Annotated in this window: 22 protein-coding genes; 19 read left to right on the forward strand and 3 right to left on the reverse strand. The window is 64.0% G+C overall.

What is annotated here, in order from left to right; all coding sequences use genetic code 11:
* Positions 1–11: 11 nt before the first annotated feature.
* The 19 genes from ndk (at position 12) to BJP08_RS00535 (ending at position 17,949) form a co-directional block, all read left to right on the forward strand.
* Positions 12–422 carry a nucleoside-diphosphate kinase gene (gene ndk, locus BJP08_RS00445; RefSeq protein ID WP_071566515.1) on the forward strand — a complete coding sequence of 137 codons (411 nt, stop codon included), beginning with the start codon at positions 12–14 and terminating at the stop codon, positions 420–422.
* A gap of 464 nt (positions 423–886) precedes the next feature.
* Complete coding sequence (locus BJP08_RS00450; protein ID WP_255364709.1) at positions 887–3,583, forward strand: translation initiation factor IF-2 N-terminal domain-containing protein; 2,697 nt, start codon at positions 887–889, stop codon at positions 3,581–3,583.
* Positions 3,584–3,781: 198 nt separating this feature from the next.
* Positions 3,782–4,087 carry a 50S ribosomal protein L21 gene (gene rplU / locus BJP08_RS00455; protein ID WP_071567665.1) on the forward strand — a complete coding sequence of 102 codons (306 nt, stop codon included), beginning with the start codon at positions 3,782–3,784 and terminating at the stop codon, positions 4,085–4,087.
* Positions 4,088–4,112: 25 nt separating this feature from the next.
* Complete coding sequence (gene rpmA / locus BJP08_RS00460; protein ID WP_071567666.1) at positions 4,113–4,433, forward strand: 50S ribosomal protein L27; 321 nt, start codon at positions 4,113–4,115, stop codon at positions 4,431–4,433.
* A 112-nt stretch (positions 4,434–4,545) separates the two neighbouring features.
* Positions 4,546–6,066 (forward strand): GTPase ObgE, encoded by a 1,521-nt coding sequence (gene obgE / locus BJP08_RS00465; protein WP_071567667.1) that lies wholly within the window; start codon positions 4,546–4,548, stop codon positions 6,064–6,066.
* A gap of 17 nt (positions 6,067–6,083) precedes the next feature.
* Positions 6,084–7,220: a glutamate 5-kinase gene (proB, locus tag BJP08_RS00470; RefSeq protein WP_071567668.1), complete on the forward strand. Its 1,137-nt coding sequence runs from the start codon at positions 6,084–6,086 to the stop codon at positions 7,218–7,220.
* Positions 7,221–7,241: 21 nt separating this feature from the next.
* A complete protein-coding gene (locus BJP08_RS00475) occupies positions 7,242–8,150 on the forward strand; it encodes a D-isomer specific 2-hydroxyacid dehydrogenase family protein (RefSeq protein ID WP_071567669.1) in 909 nt (302 codons plus the stop codon).
* Positions 8,150–9,415, forward strand: a complete 1,266-nt coding sequence (locus BJP08_RS00480) for a glutamate-5-semialdehyde dehydrogenase (RefSeq protein ID WP_071567670.1) — start codon at positions 8,150–8,152, stop codon at positions 9,413–9,415. The genes BJP08_RS00475 and BJP08_RS00480 overlap by 1 nt, the downstream gene beginning before the upstream one ends.
* Before the next feature lie 97 nt (positions 9,416–9,512).
* Positions 9,513–10,442, forward strand: coding sequence for a cutinase family protein (locus BJP08_RS00485; RefSeq protein ID WP_071567751.1), 930 nt, complete (start codon positions 9,513–9,515; stop codon positions 10,440–10,442).
* A 27-nt stretch (positions 10,443–10,469) separates the two neighbouring features.
* Complete coding sequence (locus tag BJP08_RS00490; RefSeq protein WP_071567671.1) at positions 10,470–10,886, forward strand: hypothetical protein; 417 nt, start codon at positions 10,470–10,472, stop codon at positions 10,884–10,886.
* 4 nt (positions 10,887–10,890) lie between these two features.
* Positions 10,891–11,532 (forward strand): nicotinate-nucleotide adenylyltransferase, encoded by a 642-nt coding sequence (gene nadD / locus BJP08_RS00495; protein ID WP_369816361.1) that lies wholly within the window; start codon positions 10,891–10,893, stop codon positions 11,530–11,532.
* A gap of 56 nt (positions 11,533–11,588) precedes the next feature.
* Positions 11,589–12,059, forward strand: coding sequence for a ribosome silencing factor (rsfS, locus tag BJP08_RS00500; protein ID WP_071567673.1), 471 nt, complete (start codon positions 11,589–11,591; stop codon positions 12,057–12,059).
* 4 nt (positions 12,060–12,063) lie between these two features.
* A complete protein-coding gene (locus BJP08_RS00505) occupies positions 12,064–12,702 on the forward strand; it encodes a histidine phosphatase family protein (RefSeq protein WP_071567674.1) in 639 nt (212 codons plus the stop codon).
* Positions 12,703–13,500, forward strand: a complete 798-nt coding sequence (locus BJP08_RS00510; RefSeq protein WP_071567675.1) for a DegV family protein — start codon at positions 12,703–12,705, stop codon at positions 13,498–13,500.
* A gap of 140 nt (positions 13,501–13,640) precedes the next feature.
* Positions 13,641–14,312: a ComEA family DNA-binding protein gene (locus tag BJP08_RS00515; protein ID WP_177221688.1), complete on the forward strand. Its 672-nt coding sequence runs from the start codon at positions 13,641–13,643 to the stop codon at positions 14,310–14,312.
* 3 nt (positions 14,313–14,315) lie between these two features.
* A complete protein-coding gene (locus tag BJP08_RS00520; RefSeq protein ID WP_071567677.1) occupies positions 14,316–15,950 on the forward strand; it encodes a ComEC/Rec2 family competence protein in 1,635 nt (544 codons plus the stop codon).
* Between the two features lie 5 nt (positions 15,951–15,955).
* Entirely contained in the window at positions 15,956–16,882 is a 927-nt protein-coding gene (gene holA, locus BJP08_RS00525; RefSeq protein ID WP_071567678.1) for a DNA polymerase III subunit delta, read from the forward strand.
* A 15-nt stretch (positions 16,883–16,897) separates the two neighbouring features.
* On the forward strand, positions 16,898–17,305 hold the full coding sequence (locus tag BJP08_RS00530) for an ankyrin repeat domain-containing protein (RefSeq protein ID WP_071567679.1): 408 nt from the start codon (positions 16,898–16,900) through the stop codon (positions 17,303–17,305).
* The gene (locus BJP08_RS00535; RefSeq protein WP_071567755.1) at positions 17,305–17,949 is read left to right on the forward strand and encodes a LysE family translocator; all 645 of its coding nucleotides are present in this window, start codon (positions 17,305–17,307) and stop codon (positions 17,947–17,949) included. The genes BJP08_RS00530 and BJP08_RS00535 overlap by 1 nt, the downstream gene beginning before the upstream one ends.
* Here the strand turns inward: BJP08_RS00535 and BJP08_RS00540 are convergent.
* The 3 genes from BJP08_RS00540 to BJP08_RS00550 form a co-directional block, all read right to left on the reverse strand.
* Positions 17,936–18,955, reverse strand: a complete 1,020-nt coding sequence (locus tag BJP08_RS00540; protein WP_143109954.1) for a PHB depolymerase family esterase — start codon at positions 18,953–18,955, stop codon at positions 17,936–17,938. The two genes, BJP08_RS00535 and BJP08_RS00540, sit on opposite strands and share 14 nt — an antisense overlap.
* A 98-nt stretch (positions 18,956–19,053) precedes the next feature.
* On the reverse strand, positions 19,054–19,317 hold the full coding sequence (gene rpsT / locus BJP08_RS00545; protein WP_070362056.1) for a 30S ribosomal protein S20: 264 nt from the start codon (positions 19,315–19,317) through the stop codon (positions 19,054–19,056).
* Positions 19,318–19,516: 199 nt separating this feature from the next.
* Positions 19,517–20,032: a type II toxin-antitoxin system PemK/MazF family toxin gene (locus BJP08_RS00550; RefSeq protein ID WP_071567681.1), complete on the reverse strand. Its 516-nt coding sequence runs from the start codon at positions 20,030–20,032 to the stop codon at positions 19,517–19,519.
* Positions 20,033–20,107: the final 75 nt, after the last annotated feature.

Here is a 20,107-nt window from a genome sequence, read left to right on the forward strand (position 1 = left end):
GGTAGGAAACCATGACTGAACGTACACTCATTTTGATTAAGCCAGATGGCGTTGCAAATGGCCACGTCGGAGAGATCATCTCCCGCATCGAGCGCAAGGGCCTCAAGCTGGTCGAGATGGACCTGCGCACCGCAGACCGCGAGACCGCCGAGAAGCACTACGCAGAGCACAAGGACAAGCCGTTCTTCGGTGAGCTCGTCGAGTTCATCACCTCCGCTCCGCTGGTCGCTGGCATCGTCGAGGGCGAGCGTGCCATCGAGGCGTGGCGCCAGCTCGCAGGCGGCACCGACCCGGTCGCCAAGGCGACCCCAGGCACCATCCGCGGTGACTTCGCCCTCACCGTCGGCGAGAACGTCGTCCACGGCTCCGACTCTCCAGAGTCCGCCGAGCGCGAGATCGCTATCTGGTTCCCGAACAAGTAAGAACCACACTTCGGCCGCCCATTCTGCTGCGTATGGCAGGGTGGGCGGTTTTGTTGTGTTGCCGCTCTCCCCTCCTGCCGAAAAGTTCCCGCGATTTCCTGGATGGTGGGAACGATTTTCGTAGACAAGTGTTGTGACTTGGGGATACAGATGCGTTGGTCGACGGGAGCAGGCCCAAAACGCAAAATAGTTCCCGAGCTTGGGAACTATTTCATTGTGGTGCGCCGAACGGTTGGATGGTCACGCGCGGCGGTGCTGAAATAGGCACAGTCGGCGTGGTGTGTCACAATGGGGGCAAGCTTTTTACAACTTTCTGTAGGAATGTGTGTCAGCCGTGTGGCAGCGGCAACGGCTTCGCGCCCGGTTGACCCCGCTTGCAGATGCGAAAATATAGGAGCACGTACGTGGCGAAAAAATCTCATACCGAAATTCAGGACTTTGATCGATCCACCCTGAAAGACAAGATGCGGGTATTTCAGCTCGCGAAGGCGTTGGGGGTGGCGTCGAAGGACGTTGTAGTCGCGCTGACCGAGATGGGAATTACAAAGGTTGCGCAGTCCTCGATTACGCGGGAGGAAGCCGAAAAGGTCATCGATGCGCTGCAGCAGCCAACGGATAAGGCTGAGTCGAAGAAGTCGAAAGACAATAGCGACGAAAAGATCCGCGAGCGGGTGCGCAAGGACGTGGAGAACGAAATCCACCAGATCGAGGAGAAGGTGGATGCTACCTTCGAGTCCGCTGATGAGGAGGCCGACGAGCCGGGGCAGGAACCAGCATCGGAACCGGAACCAGAGCCGGAAGCTGAGGAAGAAGCAGAACCAGAGGAAGATGCGACGGTCGAGTACGCGCCGATCTTCAAGGCTCCGACGCGGCAGAAGCGCCGCCGCGCAGTCCGTACATCCGAGCCGAGGGAAGCGGAGGCCGATACCGCACCCGAGAGCAGCGGAGAGGACGAGGCGCCGAAGCCCGAGGAGCCTAAGGTTGAGGTCATCGATGAGCCGAAGGGGATCAGCGGTTCCGCCCGTCTGGAGGCGCAGCGTCGTCGGCGGAGTGAGCGTCGAGAAGCGGAGCGCCAGCGCTCCCGCATTGTCTCTGAGGCGGAGTTCCTTGCTCGCCGCGAGTCGGTGCACCGCACTATGGTGGTGCGCGAGCGTGAGCGTAACGATGGCCCGGGCCGCATCACGCAGGTAGCGGTCTTGGAAGATGGGCTGCTTGCGGAGCACTTTGTGTCGACGGACGACAACGCGTCGATCATTGGCAACATTTACATGGGCCGCGTCCAGAACGTGCTGCCGGGAATGGAGGCGGCGTTCATCGACATCGGAACTGGGCGCAACGCAGTGCTCTACGCCAGCGAGGTCGACTGGAAGGCGGCGAAGCTTGGGGGTAAGAAGCGCAGGATCGAGCACGCGCTGAAGTCCGGCGACCAGGTCATGGTGCAGGTCTCGAAGGACATCAACGGGCACAAGGGTGCTCGCCTGACCACCCACATTTCGCTGGCCGGACGCTTCCTGGTCTACGTGCCGGGGGGCCGTAACGCTGGGATTTCCCGCAAGCTGCCTGTCACCGAGCGCAAGCGCCTCAAGGGGATTCTCAACGAGGTCGTGCCTGGTAAGGGTGGTGCGATTATTCGCACGGCGGCCGAGGGTATGTCGAAGGAAGCGATTGCCGAGGACGTCCAGCGCCTGCATAAGCAGTGGGAGATGGTGCAGGAGAAGGCGCAAGCCGCGAAGTCCGGTAAGGGCTCGCGCCCGGTGCAGCTCTACGAGGAGCCACGCCTGATCGTCCGTGTGGTCCGCGACGTCTTCAACGAAGACTTCTCCGAGCTGATCATCGATGGCAAGAAGTCCTACAACATTGCGCACGCCTACCTGCAGTCCGTCGCACCTGACTTGCTGGACCGCGTGACCAAGTTTGACCGTTCCGAACACGACGGTGCCGACGCCTTCGCGGAGCACCGCATCGACGAGCAGGTGCAGAAGGCACTTGCCCGCGTGGTGTGGCTGCCGTCTGGCGGCACGCTCGTCATCGAACGCACTGAGGCCATGACGGTGATCGACGTCAATACCGGAAAGTTCACTGGTTCCGGCGGCAACCTCGAGGAGACAGTCACCGCGAACAACTTGGAGGCCGCCGAAGAAGTGGTTCGCCAGCTGCGCCTGCGCGATATTGGCGGCATGGTGGTCATCGACTTCATCGACATGATCCTGGACGAGAACAAGGAGCTGGTGCTGCGTCGCCTGAAGGAAACGCTGGGCCGCGACCGTTCGCGCCACCAGGTGTCCGAGGTGACGTCGCTTGGCCTGGTGCAGCTGACGCGCAAGAAGCTCGGTGAAGGACTGCTGGAGACCTACTCAAAGCCGTGCGAGTGCTGCGGCGGCCGAGGTGTGATCATCACCGAGGAACCCGTCGAGCACGCGACGTACAACCCGGAGGAGGACGACCTGCAGCACCGCGGTGGGCGCGGTAAGAAGCGCGGGAAGTCGAACGGTGAGCGTTCTAACAAGAAGGCGGAGGAAAAGCGCCGCAACAAGCTGGATGAGAAGGCTATCGACGAGCTGGTGGGATCGGTGGTTTCCGAGGACCATGACGACCAGGAGGGCCACGAGGAGAACAATGAGCCGAGGCCGCCTGCGGTAGGCGGGTCGGCGAAGCGCGAGTCCGGTTCTCGCCGCCGTGGCCGCCGGGGCACTGGGCGTGGCCGTGGGCGCGCGCAGGAACAACAGGAGCAGCCGGAAAACCAGCAGGAGCGCCAGCAGGACCAGGAGACGCCGAAGCCTGAGCAGACGTACGAGGAAGCGCTCGAGGTCTTCGAGCGTTCTCCGCGCCGCAAGCGGGCGACTCGTGGCAACTCCCGTTCCGACTACAAGCCGAAGCGTGAGGACTTCGACACCAAGGAGTCGGTACAGGAGGCTGAGAAGCAAGCGTCTCGCGAGGAAGCACCGGACACGCCTGCAGTGAAGGTGACGGATTCTCCCCGTCGACGTGGGCGTCGCCGCGCAGTGCGGAAGACCTCCCAGCCGCAGCAGGAGCAGCCGAAGGTGTCCAAGGTGAAGGAAGCAGAGCCAAAGACGTCCAAGCCGATGGGCAAGAAACAGGAGTCGAAGGCGAGCGCGCGGCGCAGGCGTCGACGGGCGACACGCCGAACCTCTTCGAAGTAGAGGGAAGCGGGTGCGGTTTGATAATCGCACCCGCTTCTGTGTAGTATTTGACAGTCGCTGTTTTGGGCTGTGAAGCCGCGCCGTTTACGCATGCAGGCACGGTGGAACGCGAAAGGCCACAAAGCGCTAGAGAACTGTACCAACTGTCTTCTGAGCATGCGGGGAGACACAACGAGTTTAGATAAGGGGTAACCCTCTATGTACGCGATCGTCAAGACTGGCGGCAAGCAGTACAAGGTTGCCGAAGGCGACCTCGTCAAGGTCGAGAAGATCGAGGGTGAAGCGGGCGACAAGGTTGCTCTCACCCCGGTTCTGCTCGTCGATGGCGCGGATGTCACCGCAGGCCCTGATGCTTTGTCCAAGGTTTCTGTTGAGGCTGAGATTGTCGAGCACGGTAAAGGTAAGAAGGTCGACATTCTGAAGTACAAGAACAAGACCGGCTACAAGGTCCGCCAGGGCCACCGTCAGCCACAGACAACCATCAAGATCACTGCTATCAAGTAAGACTTGCACTAAGGAGAAATAGACAATGGCAACGAAGAAGGGTGCATCAAGCTCCTCGAACGGTCGTGACTCAGAGTCGAAGCGCCTCGGTGTGAAGCGTTTCGGTGGTCAGCAGGTAAAGGCGGGCGAGATCCTCGTTCGTCAGCGCGGCACCAAGTTCCACCCAGGCGACAACGTCGGCCGCGGTGGCGACGACACGCTGTTCGCACTTGCAGCTGGCGCAGTCCAGTTCGGCATTAAGCGCAACCGTCGCATCGTCAACATCGTCCCAGCGGACGGCGAGGGCGTTTCGGCAGAGGTGCTCGAGGCTGCAGAGGCAGCTGGCGTCGCACAAGAAACTGCGTAACCCGTAGCAATACTTGAAACACCGCACACCCCGACTGGGTGCGCGGTGTTTTTCTTTCCCACAACCCGGTACCCTCCACTACTAGAACTCTGTTGCAAGGAAGGCGGAAATAATGGCCCAATTTGTTGACCGCGCGGTGCTGCACCTCCAGGCCGGTGACGGCGGACATGGCTGTGTCTCTGTCCACCGCGAAAAATTCAAACCCCTCGGCGGGCCGGATGGCGGCAACGGCGGCCACGGCGGTGACATCGTGCTGGAGGTGTCCAACCAGGTGCACACGCTGCTGGACTTCCAGTACCGCCCGCACGTCAAAGCGAAGCGCGGCGGCAATGGCGAGGGCGACCACCGCAACGGCGCTCGAGGGGAAGACCTCATCCTCGAGGTTCCCGTGGGCACCGTGGTGCGCAGTGAGGACGGCGAGATCCTTGCCGACCTGACAGTCCCGGGCACCCGCTTCCTTGCCGCGGAGGGCGGCTTCGGTGGTTTGGGCAACGCGGCGCTGGCCACTGCGAAGCGGAAGGCTCCAGGTTTCGCGCTGAAGGGTGAGCCGGGGGAGGCCCACGACCTGATCCTCGAGTTGAAATCTATGGCGGATGTGGGGCTGGTTGGTTTCCCATCGGCGGGGAAGTCGTCGCTGATCTCGGTGCTTTCGGCTGCGAAGCCGAAGATCGCGGATTACCCCTTTACGACGCTCGCTCCGAACCTTGGCGTCGTCAACGTCGGCGATGACACGTACACCATTGCGGACGTGCCAGGCCTTATCCCGGGGGCGAGCCAGGGCAAGGGGCTGGGGCTGGACTTCCTGCGCCACATCGAGCGCACGGCTGTGCTGGCGCACATCGTTGACGTCGCCACGATGGAGCCGGGCCGCGACCCGATCTCTGACATTGAGGCGCTTGAGCATGAGCTGGATAGCTACGCGGAGGAGCTCGACCTAGATTCTGGGCTCGGTGACCTGCGGGAGCGCCCGCGCATCGTTGTTTTGAACAAGATGGACGTCCCGGAGGCCCGGGAGCTCGCCGAGTTCTTGGAAGACGATATTAAGGAAAAGTTCGGCTGGGATGTGTACATGATTTCCACCGCGACCCGTGAGGGGCTTGACCCACTGAAGTGGGCGCTGTGGAACATCGTGGAACGCGCTAGGAAGCGCCGCGTGAAGGCCACGAAGGCGGCTCCGGCTGAGGTGATCCGCCCGAAGGCAGTAGCGCCGAAGCGACGCGGTCACGCGCAGGAGGGTGGCATCGAGGTCGTCGCGGATCCGATGTGGCCGGGCGGCTGGCTGGTCACCGGGGAGAAGGCGGAGCGCTGGATCCGCCAAACCGACTTCGAGAACGATGAGGCCGTCGGTTACCTCTCGGACCGCCTGAACAAGGCCGGAGTGGAGGACGAGCTGCGCAAGATCGGCGCCATGGAGGGCGACACCGTCACCATCGGTGACATCTCGTTCGAGTGGGAGCCGTCGCGAGCTGGTGATCCCACCTTGGCTGGACGCGGCCAGGACGCGCGCCTCTACGACACCACGCGCGCTTCCGCTGCGGAACGCAAGCGCGCGTCGCAGGCGCGCCGCGGACTCATCGACGAGTTCGATTACGGGGATGGAGAGACAGCCGACCGGGAACGTTGGCAGGGTTAGCGCTACACTGAGCTGCTATGAACGCAGCAACAACTACGGAGGCGAAGCTCCGCGAACGCATTGCTGGTGCGAAGCGGGTCGTCGTCAAGCTTGGTACCTCCTCACTCGTCAATGAGGACTCCTCGGTGAGCAGGGTCAAGATCGACCGTCTCGTGGATGCGCTGGTGGATCGCATGGATGTCGGCACCGACATTGTGGTGGTGTCCTCCGGCGCGATTGCAGCGGGAATGAGCCCGTTGGGGCTGCGGACTCGCCCGCGGGATCTTGCCACGAAGCAGGCCGCTGCGGCGGTGGGGCAGGTGCACCTCGCGCAGGAGTGGGGCGCCTCCTTCGCCAGGCATGGTCGCACAGTGGGGCAGGTGCTGCTCACGCAAGCTGATGCCGGTGTGCGCGAGCGCGCGCGAAACGCGCAGCGCACGATCGACCGGCTGCGGCAGTTGGGCACGGTGCCGATCGTCAACGAGAACGACACTGTGGCGACCTCCGAGATGCGCTTCGGCGATAACGACAGACTCTCGGCGATCGTGGCGACGCTGATCGGGGCGGATGTACTCGTGCTGCTTTCAGACGTCGACGGCCTCTACGACCGCAACCCCGCTGACCCGGAGGCGCAGTTCGTTTCCGAAGTCCGTACCGGCGCTGACCTGGAAGGCGTCGTGGCCGGTGATGGTGGTGCGCTCGGGACTGGTGGAATGGCGGCGAAGGTATCCGCCGCGCGCCTGGCTGCCCGCGGCGGCGTGCCGGTGCTGCTGACCAGTGCGACGAAGATTTCGCAAGCGCTCCAGGACGCGAGTTGCGGGACCGTCTTCCACACCCGGGAGCAGTCGACGTTGCGAGCGTGGAAGTTCTGGGCGCTCTACGCCGCGGACGCGGAGGGCGTGGTGCGCCTCGACAGGGGTGCTGTGGAAGCAGTCACCAGTGGCGGCACCAGTCTGCTCGCGGTCGGCATCACCGATATTGAAGGAGACTTCCACGCGGGCGACATCGTTGAGATCCTGGGGCCGGACTCGGAAGCCGTTGGACGCGGCGAGGTCGCCTACGACGCCACGGAGCTTGCAAACATGCTGGGCAAGCACACTGACGAACTGCCGGAAGGCCAGCGCAAACCCGTCGTGCACGCCGACTATTTATCGAATTACGCCACTCGTCTGTAAATCCACGCTAGGTTGGGGTGCATGAAATTTGCATTCTTACCGAAGCCTTGGGACGCAGTCGTCGATGATCTGACCGAGCACGGCCACACGTTTGTGGGCCTGGACGAGTCGCCGGACGTGTTGGTGTTTCGCGGGGGCCCGGAAGATTTCCCGGAGGAGCTGCCGCCGAGCGTAAAGCTTGTGCAGGTGGCGTATGCGGGCGTCGAAAAGCTGGTGGAGGCAGGGGTGTTTGACCCGGGAGTGCCGACCGCGAACGCCGCCGGGATTTACGACGACACGGTGGCGGAGTCTGCGTTGGCGTTGCTGCTGGGCGTATTGCAGCGGCACAAGGCGGTGACACCGCAATGGAACGACCGGCAGATGCACGAAGAGAAGGACTACCTGTTCGACAACAAGAAGGTTGCTGTCATTGGGGCGGGTGGCATCGGCAAGAAGCTGATTCGCTTTCTCGAGCCGTTTGGGCCGGAGATTATCGCGGTGAACCGTTCTGGCAACTCGGTGCCGGGGGCAACGCGCACCGTCGCCATGAATGACGCGCAGGACGTGTGGTCGCAAGCGGACTACTTCGTGCTCATCGCACCGTTGACGAAGCAGACACACCACATGGTCAACGAGGAGGTGCTGCGCGCGATGAAGCCGAACGCGGTGGTGATCAATGTGGGCCGCGGCCCGCTGATTGATACTCAGGCGCTGACCAAGGCGCTGCAGGAAGGCACGATCGCCGGCGCTGGCCTTGACGTCACTGACCCGGAGCCGCTGCCGGAGGATCACCCACTGTGGCAGATGGACCGCTGCCTCATTACTCCACATACCGCGAACATTCCGCGCTACATGCAGGCACGCCTGGGCGAGCTGACACGCCGCAACTGGGAAGCGCTGCAGGAGGGCCGCCCGATGCCAACGCAGATCGACGTGGAGGAAGGTTACTAATGACGACTATCGAAGCTCAGGTGCTCCAGCTCGCGACGGCTGCGAAGAAGGTAGCGCCGGTGATCGCGATGCTGCCGACTGCCCGCAAGAATGCCGTGCTGCAGCGTGCAGCGGAGGCACTGGAGGCGCGCGCTGCGGAGATCCTGCAGGCGAACGCCCGAGACATTGCGGAGGGTCGCGAGGCAGGCATGGACGAGGCGCTGGTGGACAGGCTCGCTCTGGACGAGCAGCGCATCGCGGGTATCGCGGACGGGCTGCGCCTGGTCACAGCACTGCACGACCCGGTGGGGGATGTGGTGCGCGGCGGCACAATGTACAACGGGATCCGGATGCGCCAGGTCCGCGTGCCGCTCGGCGTGATGGGCATGGTGTATGAGGCCCGCCCGAACGTCACGGTGGACGCGTTCGGATTGGCGCTGAAGTCGGGCAACGTGGCGCTGCTGCGCGGTTCGAAGTCTGCGGCGCACTCGAACGCGGTGCTGGTCGCGGTGCTGCAGGATGTGCTTGCGGAGGAGGGGATGCCGGTCGAGGCTGTCCAGCTGCTGCCGAGCGAGTCGCACGATTCCGTCACCGCGCTCATCACGGCGCGTGGGCTCGTCGATGTCGTCATTCCGCGCGGCAGCGCCCGGCTTATCGACGCCGTCGTTACCCAAGCAACCGTGCCCACCATCGAGACCGGCACTGGTAACTGCCATGCCTACGTGGATGCTTCCGCGGACCTTCAGCAGGCGATTGACATCGTGGTCAACGGCAAGACGCGCCGGGTGTCGGTGTGCAACGCGACTGAGACGGTGCTGCTTGATGCGGCGTTGCCGGATGCGGACAAGAGGGCTGTCGTCAGTGCGCTGCAGGAGGCTGGCGTCACCGTCCACGGTGACCCGGCGGTGCTGGGTGCGTTTGGTGCTCGTGATGTGATCGAAGCTGACGAGCACGACTGGTCAGAGGAGTACCTCTCGATGGACGTGGCTGTCGCCGTCGTCGATGGGGTCGAAGGGGCCGTAGAGCACATCGCGCATTACTCTTCTGGGCATACGGAAGCCGTGGTGGCGAGCGACGCGCGCGTGCTGCAGTACTTCGCGGACCACGTGGATGCCGCGGCTGTCATGCTGAATGCGTCGACAGCGTTTACGGACGGCGAGCAATACGGCATGGGCGCGGAGATCGGAATCTCGACCCAGAAGCTGCATGCGCGTGGGCCGATGGCACTGCCTGAGCTGACGAGTACGAAGTGGATCCTTGAAGGCAGCGGGCATACTCGAAGTTAGGAAAATGGTGTAAGCGGGCTACACTAATGCGCAGTTCTTCACGCCCAAACTCCCAGGTGTGATTCATGTATTAAGAAGGTGCACAGTGTTCCGCAAAATGCGTACGTTTTTCCGTCGTCGGCTGCCCGTGACTGCAGTTGCGTTCACCGCCGCAGCAGCGGCGGTGGTCACTCCGGTGCTGCCGACGCAGGAGGCGGATGCGCAGCAGCGTTGCCCGTCTGTCGCTGTGATCGCCGCACGGGGTTCGGGACAAAACAACCAGATCTACCGCACCCGCTACGCAGGCGAAGCGCCGTGGACCTCGAATGGGTGGGAAGGGGAGACCATTCGCGCGTTCCTGCGCTACTCGGAGTCGCGCTACCGGGCGACCCACGGCGGGAATTCCCTGATGAAGGACGTGGAAGTCCTCGGGATGGAGCCGCGTTATTACCCGGCGGTGTATCCAGACTATGATGTCCCCGCCGTTGCGGTTCCGGCTACCTTGATGCAGGCGCTGGGCCTGGCGGTGCAGTACGCGGTGCCGCTGTTTACCATGGCGCACCAGGCTGGCACGGACTTTATGAATTCCGTCAATATCGGGCGCACCGGCGTGATGGCACTGGTCAACGACTACGAGCGTTCCAGTGGCTGCCACCCGAAGTACGTGCTGTCCGGCTACTCGCAGGGCGCGATGATCCTGCTCGAGCACGAGCGCGAGCTGGCGCGCCGCGGCAAGCTGGCTGGTGTTGTCTACTTCGGCAACCCGATGACCGCGGCACGCGATGGTGGCACGGTGGGTGTTGCGAACGGCGGCGCCGGTGGCATGCTGGGCTTTCTGCCGTTCAACACCCGTACCGCGGGTGCAACACCGAACAAAGTCAATTACTGCCTGCCGCTGGACGCTGTGTGCGACCTTTCCGTGCCAGTGCTGCGTGCGGCAGCACCCACGGGTGGCACTCACGGACAGTACTTCCTGCGGTGGAACCGTTGGGATGACCAGGTGGCGGACTCCTTTGGCCGCTTCGTCGATCAGGTGCGCTACCGCTAAGAGCTGAGAAAGGACAGGGACGCAGTCATGGTTTCGTGGAAGCAAACCGCGTGCAGTGCTCTTGTGGCAGCAACGCTGATGACCGGTGGGGTGTCGGTTGCGCAGGCGCAAGAGACTGAAGCCGGGGTGTCAGCGTCGACGCCGTCGCATGGCGTGTACATCAAGTCGCAGCGGTGCCAGTTCCGCACGGATGGCAAGGGAAACGCGCTTGTTGACGCCCAAGGTCACCGCATCCCGGTGCTTGATCAGAACGGCAAGCCGGTGTGCGAGGACCTCGACGCCAGCTCGATGTCGTCGATGAAGCAGAATCAAGATTCAACCTCCGAAGGCAAAGAGAAGCTGCCGTGGTGGGGAATTCTGCTCATCGTGCTTGGCTCGATCGTGGGCGTAGGCCTCACGGCGTTTTGGCTGACGTTCGAGCAGGCCAGCGTCTGGATCGGGTAAGCGCGTGGCAGAGGCTGTAGCGGCGTCGTTGCGTGGCGCGCGACGAGTGGGAGTCATGGGCGGCACCTTCGACCCGATCCACAACGGCCACCTCGTGGCCGCGAGCGAGGTCGCCGACCGCTTCGACCTCGACGAGGTCGTGTTCGTCCCGACGGGCGAGCCCTGGCAGAAAGCCGACCGCCAGATCACCGACTCCGAGGACCGCTACTTGATGGCGGTTATCGCGACGGCGTCGAACCCGCGGTTCTCGGTCTCCCGGGTGGACATTGACCGTGCAGGGCCGACCTACACCTTGGATACGCTGCGGGACCTACGAGCCCTGTTGCCACAGGCGGAACTGTTTTTTATCACGGGTGCGGATGCGTTGGCGTCGATAATGTCGTGGCGTGACTGGGACCTGATGTTTGACCTGGCGCAGTTCGTCGGGGTGACCCGGCCGGGCTACGAGCTGAGCGAATCCTTCCTGCCCGAAGAGGTGCAGGAAAAGGTGCACCTCATCGAGATTCCCGCGATGGCGATCTCTTCCACCGGCTGCCGCGAGCGCGCACGGGAGGGCCGCCCGGTGTGGTACCTGGTGCCGGACGGCGTGGTGCAGTACATCGCGAAAAACGATCTTTACCGTCCAAGTGGCGAACACCATGCGTAGCGTGGGACAATAGGCGCGTTACTGCTATTTTTCATTACTGACGAAGGACTGAGTACTTGACTGCTCTGCAGATCTCTCTTGATCAGGCCGCGATCGCCGCGAAAGCTGCCGACGAAAAGCTCGGCGAGAACATCGGCGTCATCGACGTGTCGAACGTGATCGGTATTACCGACATTTTTGTGATTGTCTCCGCAGACAACGAACGCAAAGTGAACGCGATTGTCCAAGAGATTGAAGACGACATGACCGACGCCGGCTTCGAGCCGAAGCGCCGCGAGGGCGTTCGCGAAAACCGCTGGGTGCTGCTGGACTACGGCAACATCGTGGTGCACGTGCAGCGCAGCCCGGAGCGCGACTTTTACGGCTTGGACCGCCTGTACGCGGATTGCCCAGCAATCAACGTCGAGGGCCTTCCAGCCTACGAACGCCCCGGTGCGTTCGCAGACGGCGAGAGCGTGCGCTCGGCGCAGCAGATTGAGGACCTTCCGCTGGCGGGCGACGCCCCCGAGGACGAGGACGAGTTCTAACACCATGGCACGACGACTCATCTTGCTGCGGCACGGCCAAACCACGTACAACGCCACGTCGAGGATGCAGGGGCAACTCGACACGGAGTTGTCGGAAGAAGGCAAGCAGCAGGCGCGCAATATTGCGCCGATGTTGGCAGAGTTGGGCGTCGCAAAGATTGTTGCTTCGGACTTGACCAGGGCCGCGGACACGGCGCAGATCGTCGCGGAGCAGCTTGAGCTCCCGGTGACCTATGATGAACGCCTGCGCGAGACGCACCTCGGGCAGTGGCAGGGCAAGACTCACGCTGAGGTCGATGGTGTCGACGGCAGCCTTCGCGCCCACTGGCGCAACACCCCGACGTGGGCGCCGCCGGAGGGCGAGAGCCGAATTGACGTTGCGCAGCGCGCACGCCCGGTGGTTGATGAGCTGCTCGAGAACTTTGATGAGTGGGAGGACGCGGCGGTGCTGCTCGTCGCCCACGGCGGCACGATCGCGGCGTTGACGTCGAGCCTGCTAGACCTGGAAATTTCGCAGTACCCGATGATGAAGAGCCTGCGTAACGCGAACTTCGCGCAGCTGCAGGCGTTGCCCCGCTATGGCGAGCCGGATGCCGGTATGCAGTGGTACCTCGAGGCGTGGAACCAGGGGTTGACGGTCTAGATGGCGGTACGGGTAGTTGTTGATTCCTCGGCGGGCCTGCCTGACGATATTGCCAGTGAGCTCGACATCACGGTGCTCCCGCTCCACGTCACGGAGCATGCCGAAGACGACGAAGTATCGACGAGCGGGCTGTCGGCCTTGGAACTCGCAGCGGCCTACGGGCGCCTACTCGAGCGCTCCGGCGACGACGGTGTGGTGGCGCTGCACCTGTCGAAGCACTTTTCCTCCACCTGGTCTGCGGCGGTCTCTGCTTCGGGGGTGTTCCCGGGGAACGTGCGGGTGCTCGACACCAGCACTGTCGGCATGGCGGTTGGAGCGGCCGCGATGGCGGCGGCGACCGTAGCACGCGAGGGGGCGAGCCTCGAAGATGTGGAGGCGATGGCGTCCTCCACGCTGAAGCGCTCGGAGACGTGGTGCTACCTGCACCAGCTGGACTGGCTGCGAAAGTCTGGCAGGATCTCGACGGGCACTGCGGTGCTCTCGGCGGCGTTGCTGGCAACGAAGCCGATCTTGCGGATGCACAACGGCAAGCTGGAGTTGGCAGGCAAGACGCGCACCCAGACGAAGGCGTTTTCCAAGCTTGCTGAGCTTGTCCTGGAGCGTGCCGACTCACAACCGGTGTTCGCAGCGGTGCAGCACGCGGACGCTGAAGAGTCTGCACAACAGCTAGCGGGCATGCTTGGAGAGGTCCTGCCAAGGCACTCGCGAGTGCTGGTGGAACCGATGGTTGACGTGCTTGCGGCGCACACCGGGCCCGGCGCGATCGGGCTGTCGGTTGTGTTCGGGTCGCGGACCTAGCGGCGTTGTCGGCGTTGTCGGCGTTGTCAAGGGGGATTCCTTGTGGCTGTGGATAGGTGGCCTGCGCGGGGCGCGCGGTTCGGGGGTTATCCACAGTAGGTGAGTGCGCACTGTTGGGGCGGGGGTGCCGGTCTTAGCCTGTGGTTATGCAGGTCAGTGAACGGATTCAAGAGCTTACGCGCCCGACTGGTGAGGAGGCGCTGCTGCAGGTGAAGTACCCGACCCCGCGGGTGCATGTTCCGGCGAAGCCGGCTGCGGCGGTGGCCGGGGTTGTTGTGTGCCTGCTGGTTGTGTGGGCGTTGCTGCAGATTCGTGGCCCCGACCCCGCGGAGGAGGACACGCCTGTCTGGGAAAACGTCGCCACGGCGACCGATGTGCCTGAGCGCGTGGTCGTGGCGGTGGTGGGGGAGGTCGCCAACCCTGGTCTGGTGACGTTGAACCAGGGCTCCCGCGTCGCAGATGCGTTGGATATTGCCCAGCCGCTTGAGCACGCGGACTTGTTGCAATTAAACCTTGCTCAAGTGCTTGTCGACGGCCAACAACTCCACGTCGTCGCTATCGGTGAAGGCCCGGCCGCGCCCGCTGGGGATGGGGCGCTTACGGGTGCAGGCGGGGCGGCGGGCCAGATCTCGCTCAACAGTGCCTCGGCCGCGGATCTGGTCACGCTGCCCGGGGTGGGGGAGGCGACCGCGGCGGCGATTATCGCGCACCGGGAGGCGAACGGGCCATTTCAGAAGGTCGAGGACCTCATGCAGGTCAAGGGCATTGGGCCTGCGAAGTTTGAGGCGATTGCGCCGCTGGTGGGGTTGTAAGCGGTGCAGGAGCTTCGGCTGGTGCCCACGGCGCTGTGTGTCTGGGTAGCGACGATCGTGGCCGTTGCAGTGGCACCCTGGGCGGGGTTCGTGGTGGTTGCTGCGGCGGTGGTGCTGTGTGGGTGCGCGCGTGCGACGGGACAGGCGCTGTTGGTCGGTGCCAGTGGTGCGGCAGCTGTTGTAGTGGCGTGGGTTCGCGTGGCGGTGGCTCGTGCGGGCACGTTGCGTCTGCCTGTGGAGGCCACCGTGACTGCGGCGCCGAAGGAGCTTGCCTCCGGCGGGGTCCTGGTTCGGGTGCGCACGAGGGCCGGTGGCGGGGAGCTGCCGGTGTTTGTCCGAGGCGATGTCCCTGATGGCGTGGTCAGCGGTGCGACGGTGCGGATGGATGGCACGGTGTCGGAGTCCTCGCGGGCTGGCGTGAACCCGTGGACGGTCAACGGGGAGATCGATCCCGTAGCGGCTCCGATGGGTGCGTCTGGGTGGGCGCAGCACGTGCGCGCTACCTTTGCTGATGCGGTGCGCGATCATGTTGGCGAGCACTCGCAGGGGCTCATCCCGGGCATGGTACTTGGCGATACCTCGATGCAGGACGCGACAGAGCAGCAGGCGTACATCGCCACTGGGCTGTCGCACCTCTCGGCGGTATCTGGGGCGAACGTCGCCATCGTGACCACGTTCGCCGTGATGGTCGCGGCAGCGCTTCGTATCGGGCTGTATGGCAGGCTTGTCGCCGCGGGGGCGGCGCTGGCGGTGTTTGCCCTGTTGGTTGGCCCGGAGCCGAGCGTGCTCCGCGCATCTGTGATGGGGCTGGTGGGGCTCGTTGCAGTGGTGGCGTCGAGCCAGACGGAGGTGATCCACGCATTGTGCTTGGCGGTGATCGCGCTCATCTTCTTCGATACCGACCTGGCGCTGCACTACGGGTTCGCGCTGTCGGTGGCGGCGACAGCCGGCATCGTGGTGCTCTTCCCGCTGTTCTATAGGGCGCTGGCACCGACTGCGCTGCCGGATATCTTCGTGCGCGCGGTCGCAGTTGCCATTGCCGCCGACGTTGCGACGATGCCGCTCGTGGCCGCGATGGCGGGGCAGGTCTCGCTGGTCTCGGTGGGGGCGAACGTGTTGGTGGCCCCGGTGACACCTGCGGTAACGGTGCTGGGGCTGTGCGCGGTGGTGCTCGCAGTGCTTCCGGGCGGACTCGAAGCGGTCCTGCTGTGGGTGATCTCCCCGCTGACCTGGTGGGTCCACACCGTGGCTGAGCGCGGCGCCGCGCTGTCTGCCGCGACGGTCGCAGCCAACCCGGTGACGGTGCTCATCGGGTACGGGTGGGTGGTCGCCGTGCTGCTGCTCGTATCGTGGCGGGGCCGCACCTTTGCGCTGAGCCTGGCCTGCGTGGTGGCCGCCAGTGTCTGCATTGCGTGGCCCTGCGGTACCGTCATGGACCCGGCGACACTGCGAAGCCACGTCGTGGCCGCGAAAGAGGACATTTTCCCAGTCCCGCCCGGCACCGAGCTCGTCGTGGTACTCGAGGAGGGCAGCGCGCTCCAGCGGCCAGTGGCCACGGCAGACGGCATCCCCGTCATCTTCCCTAACCGGGGACCCGTGCCCATCCTCTACGCAGATGGGAGGCAACAGCTACGCTAAGAAACATGCTCAACCCAGTGCACCTGGTCCTCGGGGAAGACGAGTTCCTCGCCGAACGCGCCACCAAAGCCATCATCGCCCAGCTCAGCCCGGCTGCGGAGCGCACCACCCTGCGCGCAGGCGACGTCACTGAGGGCGAACTGGCCATGGCGACCAGCCCGTCCCTGTTCGCCGAGGAACGTATCGTGCTGATCAAAAACACCGAGATGGCAGGCAAAGAACCGCTCGAGATTCTGCTGCGCGCCTGCGTGGACCCGGCGCCAGGCATGACGCTGATCATCGAGCACTCCGGAGGTGGGCGTCAAAAAGCCTATGTGAAGAAGTTCGAGAAGATCGCCGAGGTCCACCGAGCGGACCTTCTGCGAGACCGCGACCGCCACTCGTGGCTCACCCAAGAGTTCCGGCGCTACGGGCAGCGCCCAACGCCGGACACCGTCGCGGCGCTACTCGAGTCAGTCGGCTCTGACCTGCGGGAACTCGCCAGTGCTGTGAGCCAGCTCGTGGCGGACACCGACGGGGAAGTCGACGTGACTGCCGTGCGCAACTACTACACGGGCGTGGCGGAAGTCGCAGGCTTCGACATCGCGGAGCAAGCCATCGCCGGGCGCGCCGACCGTGCGCTCGCCTCCACGCGCCGGGCACTGCAGCTGGGCACGAGTCCGGTGGCGATCGCGGCGGCGCTTGCGCACAAGGTCGGGGACATCGCCAAGCTGTACGGGGTGCGGGGCAACCCGGACCAGCTCGCGCGCACCATCGGGATGCACCCATTCGTGGTGAAGAAGACCATGAACGTTGCACGCCAGTGGTCGGGCGATGCGGTCTCCCAGGCCGTCATCATCGTCGCTGAGCTGGAGTCCACAGTGAAGGGCAACGGTGGGGAACCGGAGTACGCGGTGGAAGAAGCCGTCCGCAGAATCGCGCAACTCGCGTGATAGCGTAAGAAAACTATGACGCAGCAACAACCGAACGAGATCCCCGAAGACGTGCAAGCTTTCGCCACCCGCCTGTTCCAGATGGCGCGCGACGGCGACACGAGCCTGCTCGACTACGTTGACCAGGGCGTCGACGTCAACCTGGCCAACCAGGACGGCAACTCGTTGTTGATGCTCGCCAGCTACTCCGGGCACCTGGCCCTGACTGAAGGGCTCATCGCGCGCGGCGCAGACGTCGACGCCCTGAACTCGCGCGGGCAAAGCCCGCTTGCCGGGGCAATCTTCAAGAAGGAAGACGACATCGCCCGCGTGCTCATCAGCGCGGGTGCCGACGCCACCATCGGCACCCCGAACGCCATCGACACAGCGAGCATGTTCGGCCGCGAGGACCTCGTCGGCCTACTCAAGGGCAGCCAGCGGTGATCGCCCCAGCAGACCTCGCGGTCATTGTCGGCCTGAACCTAGTTGGTGCGGCCGCGCCGGGTCCCGACGTTATTCTGGTGACCCGTACCGCGACGCGTTCACGGCCACACGCATGGGCCACGACGTGTGGCATCCAGCTTGGGGTGCTGTGGTGGTGCTCCCTGACCGTGTTCGGGGCGGCGGCGCTGCTGACCGCGGTGCCGCACGCGCTGCAGGTAGTGCAGGTGATCGGCGGCGCGTACCTGGTATGGATGGGTATCCACGCGGTGCGCCAAGGCTGGCGCGACCGGCGCAACCCACCGGCGTCCCTTGAGGAAGCCGAGCAGCGACTAGGCAGCCTGCGCGCCAGCTTTGTTCGGGGCCTGTCGACGAACCTGGCGAACCCAAAGATTGTTGTGGCGCTTTCCGCCATGATTGCGCCGTTGCTGCCAGCTAGTCCCTCGTGGGCAACGCAGATCGTGGTGATCCTGTCACTGTGGGCCAGTTCGTTCATCCTGTTCGGCGTGCTCACGCAGGTCGTGTCGACGAACCGGGTGCGGCGCAAACTACTAGCCGCCGGGCCCGCGATCGATATGGGCTCCGGCGGCTTCTTCTGCGTCGTTGGCGTGCTCCTCGTGGCACGCGGCTTGCTTAGCGCTGGCTGAGCAGGAAGTCCACGGTGGTGTTGCTTGCCGAAGGGTCCGTGAACCAGTGGTGGATCCCGCCTTCGACGCGCTGCAGCTCTGTAGGCACAGCACATGATGCAGGCGTGAAACGGGTAACATTGCCCAGCTGCGATTCGGTTACCGCGTCAGCAGTGCAGCCGTTCTTGTTCATGAATAGGTTGAACACGTCGGTGACCGAGCGGAACGCGGCTCCGTGGCGGGTGCCGCCGTTATAGCCCACGACGTTGTCGTTGGTGCCGTGCATGATCAGCGTTGGGACATAGCCGCTCTTGCAGCCCTCGACGGTTGGGTTGTAGTAGGCACCCGCCACCGATGCGATACCGTTGACCAGCTCTGGGGCGTGGCAGGCAAGCGACGCCACCATGCCACCACCGTTGGACAGACCGACGGCGCTTACGCGGTCGCGGTTGGCGCCGTAGTGCTCGACGAGGTCGTCGATAATCGCGCGGGTGTACGCGATGTCCTCGCGCGTCGACGTGCGTGCGTACGGCGCACCCGCCCAGGCCTGGGACTCGCCCTCGGCGTAGACGACGATGGCGCGACCGGCTGCCGCGGACTCGAGGTTGGCGTAGCCCTGCATCTGGTCGGCAGTGTGCTGCCACCCGCCGTAGCCGATGATGACGGGGTAGTGCTTGCCCTCCTCATAGCCCGAGGGAAGCACCACATTGTAGGAGCGTGAGCGACCGTCCACGTTGACGGTGCGGCGCTCCTGAGAACCGCGACGACCTGCCTCATGCGAGGAGCCGATCGTGCCGGTGACCGGACCCAAAATCACAATTGCTGCCACGATGCCGACCAACAGCGCCAGCCTGTCGAGCCGAATATTCTGCGGGTTCAGCATCTTCTGGAGCTGGCGCAGGTCAGGCACCTGCTGCGCCTGCGCGGTAGGGGTGACGGCGGACTGCTCCGGGGCCACCGCGACGGCGCCCAACGTCAGAGTTGTAGCTGTTACTGCTGCGCAAAGCGCACGACGATAATTCTTCACAAATTCAGTATCGTAGAGCAGTTTCAACAATGTTACGAATACAAAAAATCCTGCGCACCGGACGGAACCGGGGCACAGGATTGCTATGCGCGAAAAGCTTAAGCCATCTTGTTCAGGGCGCGAGCCATGTTCGACTTCTTGTTCGCCGCGTTGTTGCGGTGGAACACACCCTTGGACACAGCCTTGTCCAGCTTGCGGGAAGCGAAACGCAGCTGCTTCTCAGCGGCAGCCTTGTCACCGGACTCGACAGCCTCGCGGAATTTACGGATCTCCGTGCGGACCGCGGAACGGACGGACTTGTTGCGGACGCGACGCTTCTCGTTGGTGAGCACGCGCTTCTTCTGCTGCTTGATGTTAGCCATAATGTGCACCTCTTACATAAGTTGGTATCGATTGCAATGTCGAAGTTCCAACGACGGGCAGTTACTGCGTGATGCTTTGAACTTGACGCGAACCCAAGGTCCTGCCCGCGTAGATCACGCGCCCGAAGCCGGATACAAACAACTCGACTAAGATACCCCACCACGCGAAACGGGGCAAGTGCTCGGTCGGGGTGGCCTGCTAGGTCCAGTGGTAGGTGTCGCGCAGCCGGTTGGCGACGCGCTCGAAGCGCCGCGCGGGTAGTGTGGCGCCACGCCGGTGGATGCTCGCCTCCGGTACCACAAGCAGTAGGTCGAGGCGCAGCCAGCCGGGCTCGCCGGAGGCATCCCAGTCGCCGGTGCCGATGCTGAGCCACTCCTCGGTCGCGGACTCTGGGTTCGGTACCGGCTCCTCGCCGCAGTGGATGAGCAGCGCGAGTACGTCGTGGTGGTCACGGCCTACCACAAGCATGGCGCGTTCTTCCGGGGGAGTCGACGGCACGAGGGCCCATACGACCTCGCCGGGCTCGGCGTTGCCGTCCATGTCCGGGCCGTAGTACAGGTTCCGGGCGTGCTGCTCTGTAGGTTGGACGTCGATACGCGTGGCGGTGGTGCGGGTCTTCGTGCCGGGGGCGAGCCCAAGACGCTCGTTGAGCAGCGCAAGCCCCTCCTCGAGGGAGGCACGTCGTTGCTGTTGAAGCTTGCGCCAGATGACCATGGTGCAAACTCTAAGTGTTTTGCCTGGCCTGGGCAAGGGTGTGTTTCGAAATGGGACATCGGCAGGTAGAGTGAC

The sequence above is a fragment of the Corynebacterium sp. NML140438 genome (assembly GCF_001875725.1).
Lineage (GTDB): Bacteria > Actinomycetota > Actinomycetes > Mycobacteriales > Mycobacteriaceae > Corynebacterium.

Excerpts from the sequence above, each read along its gene's own strand:
- ndk (WP_071566515.1), top strand. The coding sequence starts at position 12 with ATGACTGAACGTACACTCATTTTGATTAAGCCAGATGGCGTTGCAAAT.
- BJP08_RS00450 (WP_255364709.1), top strand. The coding sequence starts at position 887 with ATGCGGGTATTTCAGCTCGCGAAGGCGTTGGGGGTGGCGTCGAAGGAC.
- rplU (WP_071567665.1), top strand. The coding sequence starts at position 3,782 with ATGTACGCGATCGTCAAGACTGGCGGCAAGCAGTACAAGGTTGCCGAA.
- rpmA (WP_071567666.1), top strand. The coding sequence starts at position 4,113 with ATGGCAACGAAGAAGGGTGCATCAAGCTCCTCGAACGGTCGTGACTCA.
- obgE (WP_071567667.1), top strand. The coding sequence starts at position 4,546 with ATGGCCCAATTTGTTGACCGCGCGGTGCTGCACCTCCAGGCCGGTGAC.
- proB (WP_071567668.1), top strand. The coding sequence starts at position 6,084 with ATGAACGCAGCAACAACTACGGAGGCGAAGCTCCGCGAACGCATTGCT.
- BJP08_RS00475 (WP_071567669.1), top strand. The coding sequence starts at position 7,242 with ATGAAATTTGCATTCTTACCGAAGCCTTGGGACGCAGTCGTCGATGAT.
- BJP08_RS00480 (WP_071567670.1), top strand. The coding sequence starts at position 8,150 with ATGACGACTATCGAAGCTCAGGTGCTCCAGCTCGCGACGGCTGCGAAG.
- BJP08_RS00485 (WP_071567751.1), top strand. The coding sequence starts at position 9,513 with ATGCGTACGTTTTTCCGTCGTCGGCTGCCCGTGACTGCAGTTGCGTTC.
- BJP08_RS00490 (WP_071567671.1), top strand. The coding sequence starts at position 10,470 with ATGGTTTCGTGGAAGCAAACCGCGTGCAGTGCTCTTGTGGCAGCAACG.
- BJP08_RS00505 (WP_071567674.1), top strand. The coding sequence starts at position 12,064 with ATGGCACGACGACTCATCTTGCTGCGGCACGGCCAAACCACGTACAAC.
- BJP08_RS00510 (WP_071567675.1), top strand. The coding sequence starts at position 12,703 with ATGGCGGTACGGGTAGTTGTTGATTCCTCGGCGGGCCTGCCTGACGAT.
- holA (WP_071567678.1), top strand. The coding sequence starts at position 15,956 with ATGCTCAACCCAGTGCACCTGGTCCTCGGGGAAGACGAGTTCCTCGCC.
- BJP08_RS00530 (WP_071567679.1), top strand. The coding sequence starts at position 16,898 with ATGACGCAGCAACAACCGAACGAGATCCCCGAAGACGTGCAAGCTTTC.
- rpsT (WP_070362056.1), bottom strand. The coding sequence starts at position 19,317 with ATGGCTAACATCAAGCAGCAGAAGAAGCGCGTGCTCACCAACGAGAAG.
- BJP08_RS00550 (WP_071567681.1), bottom strand. The coding sequence starts at position 20,032 with ATGGTCATCTGGCGCAAGCTTCAACAGCAACGACGTGCCTCCCTCGAG.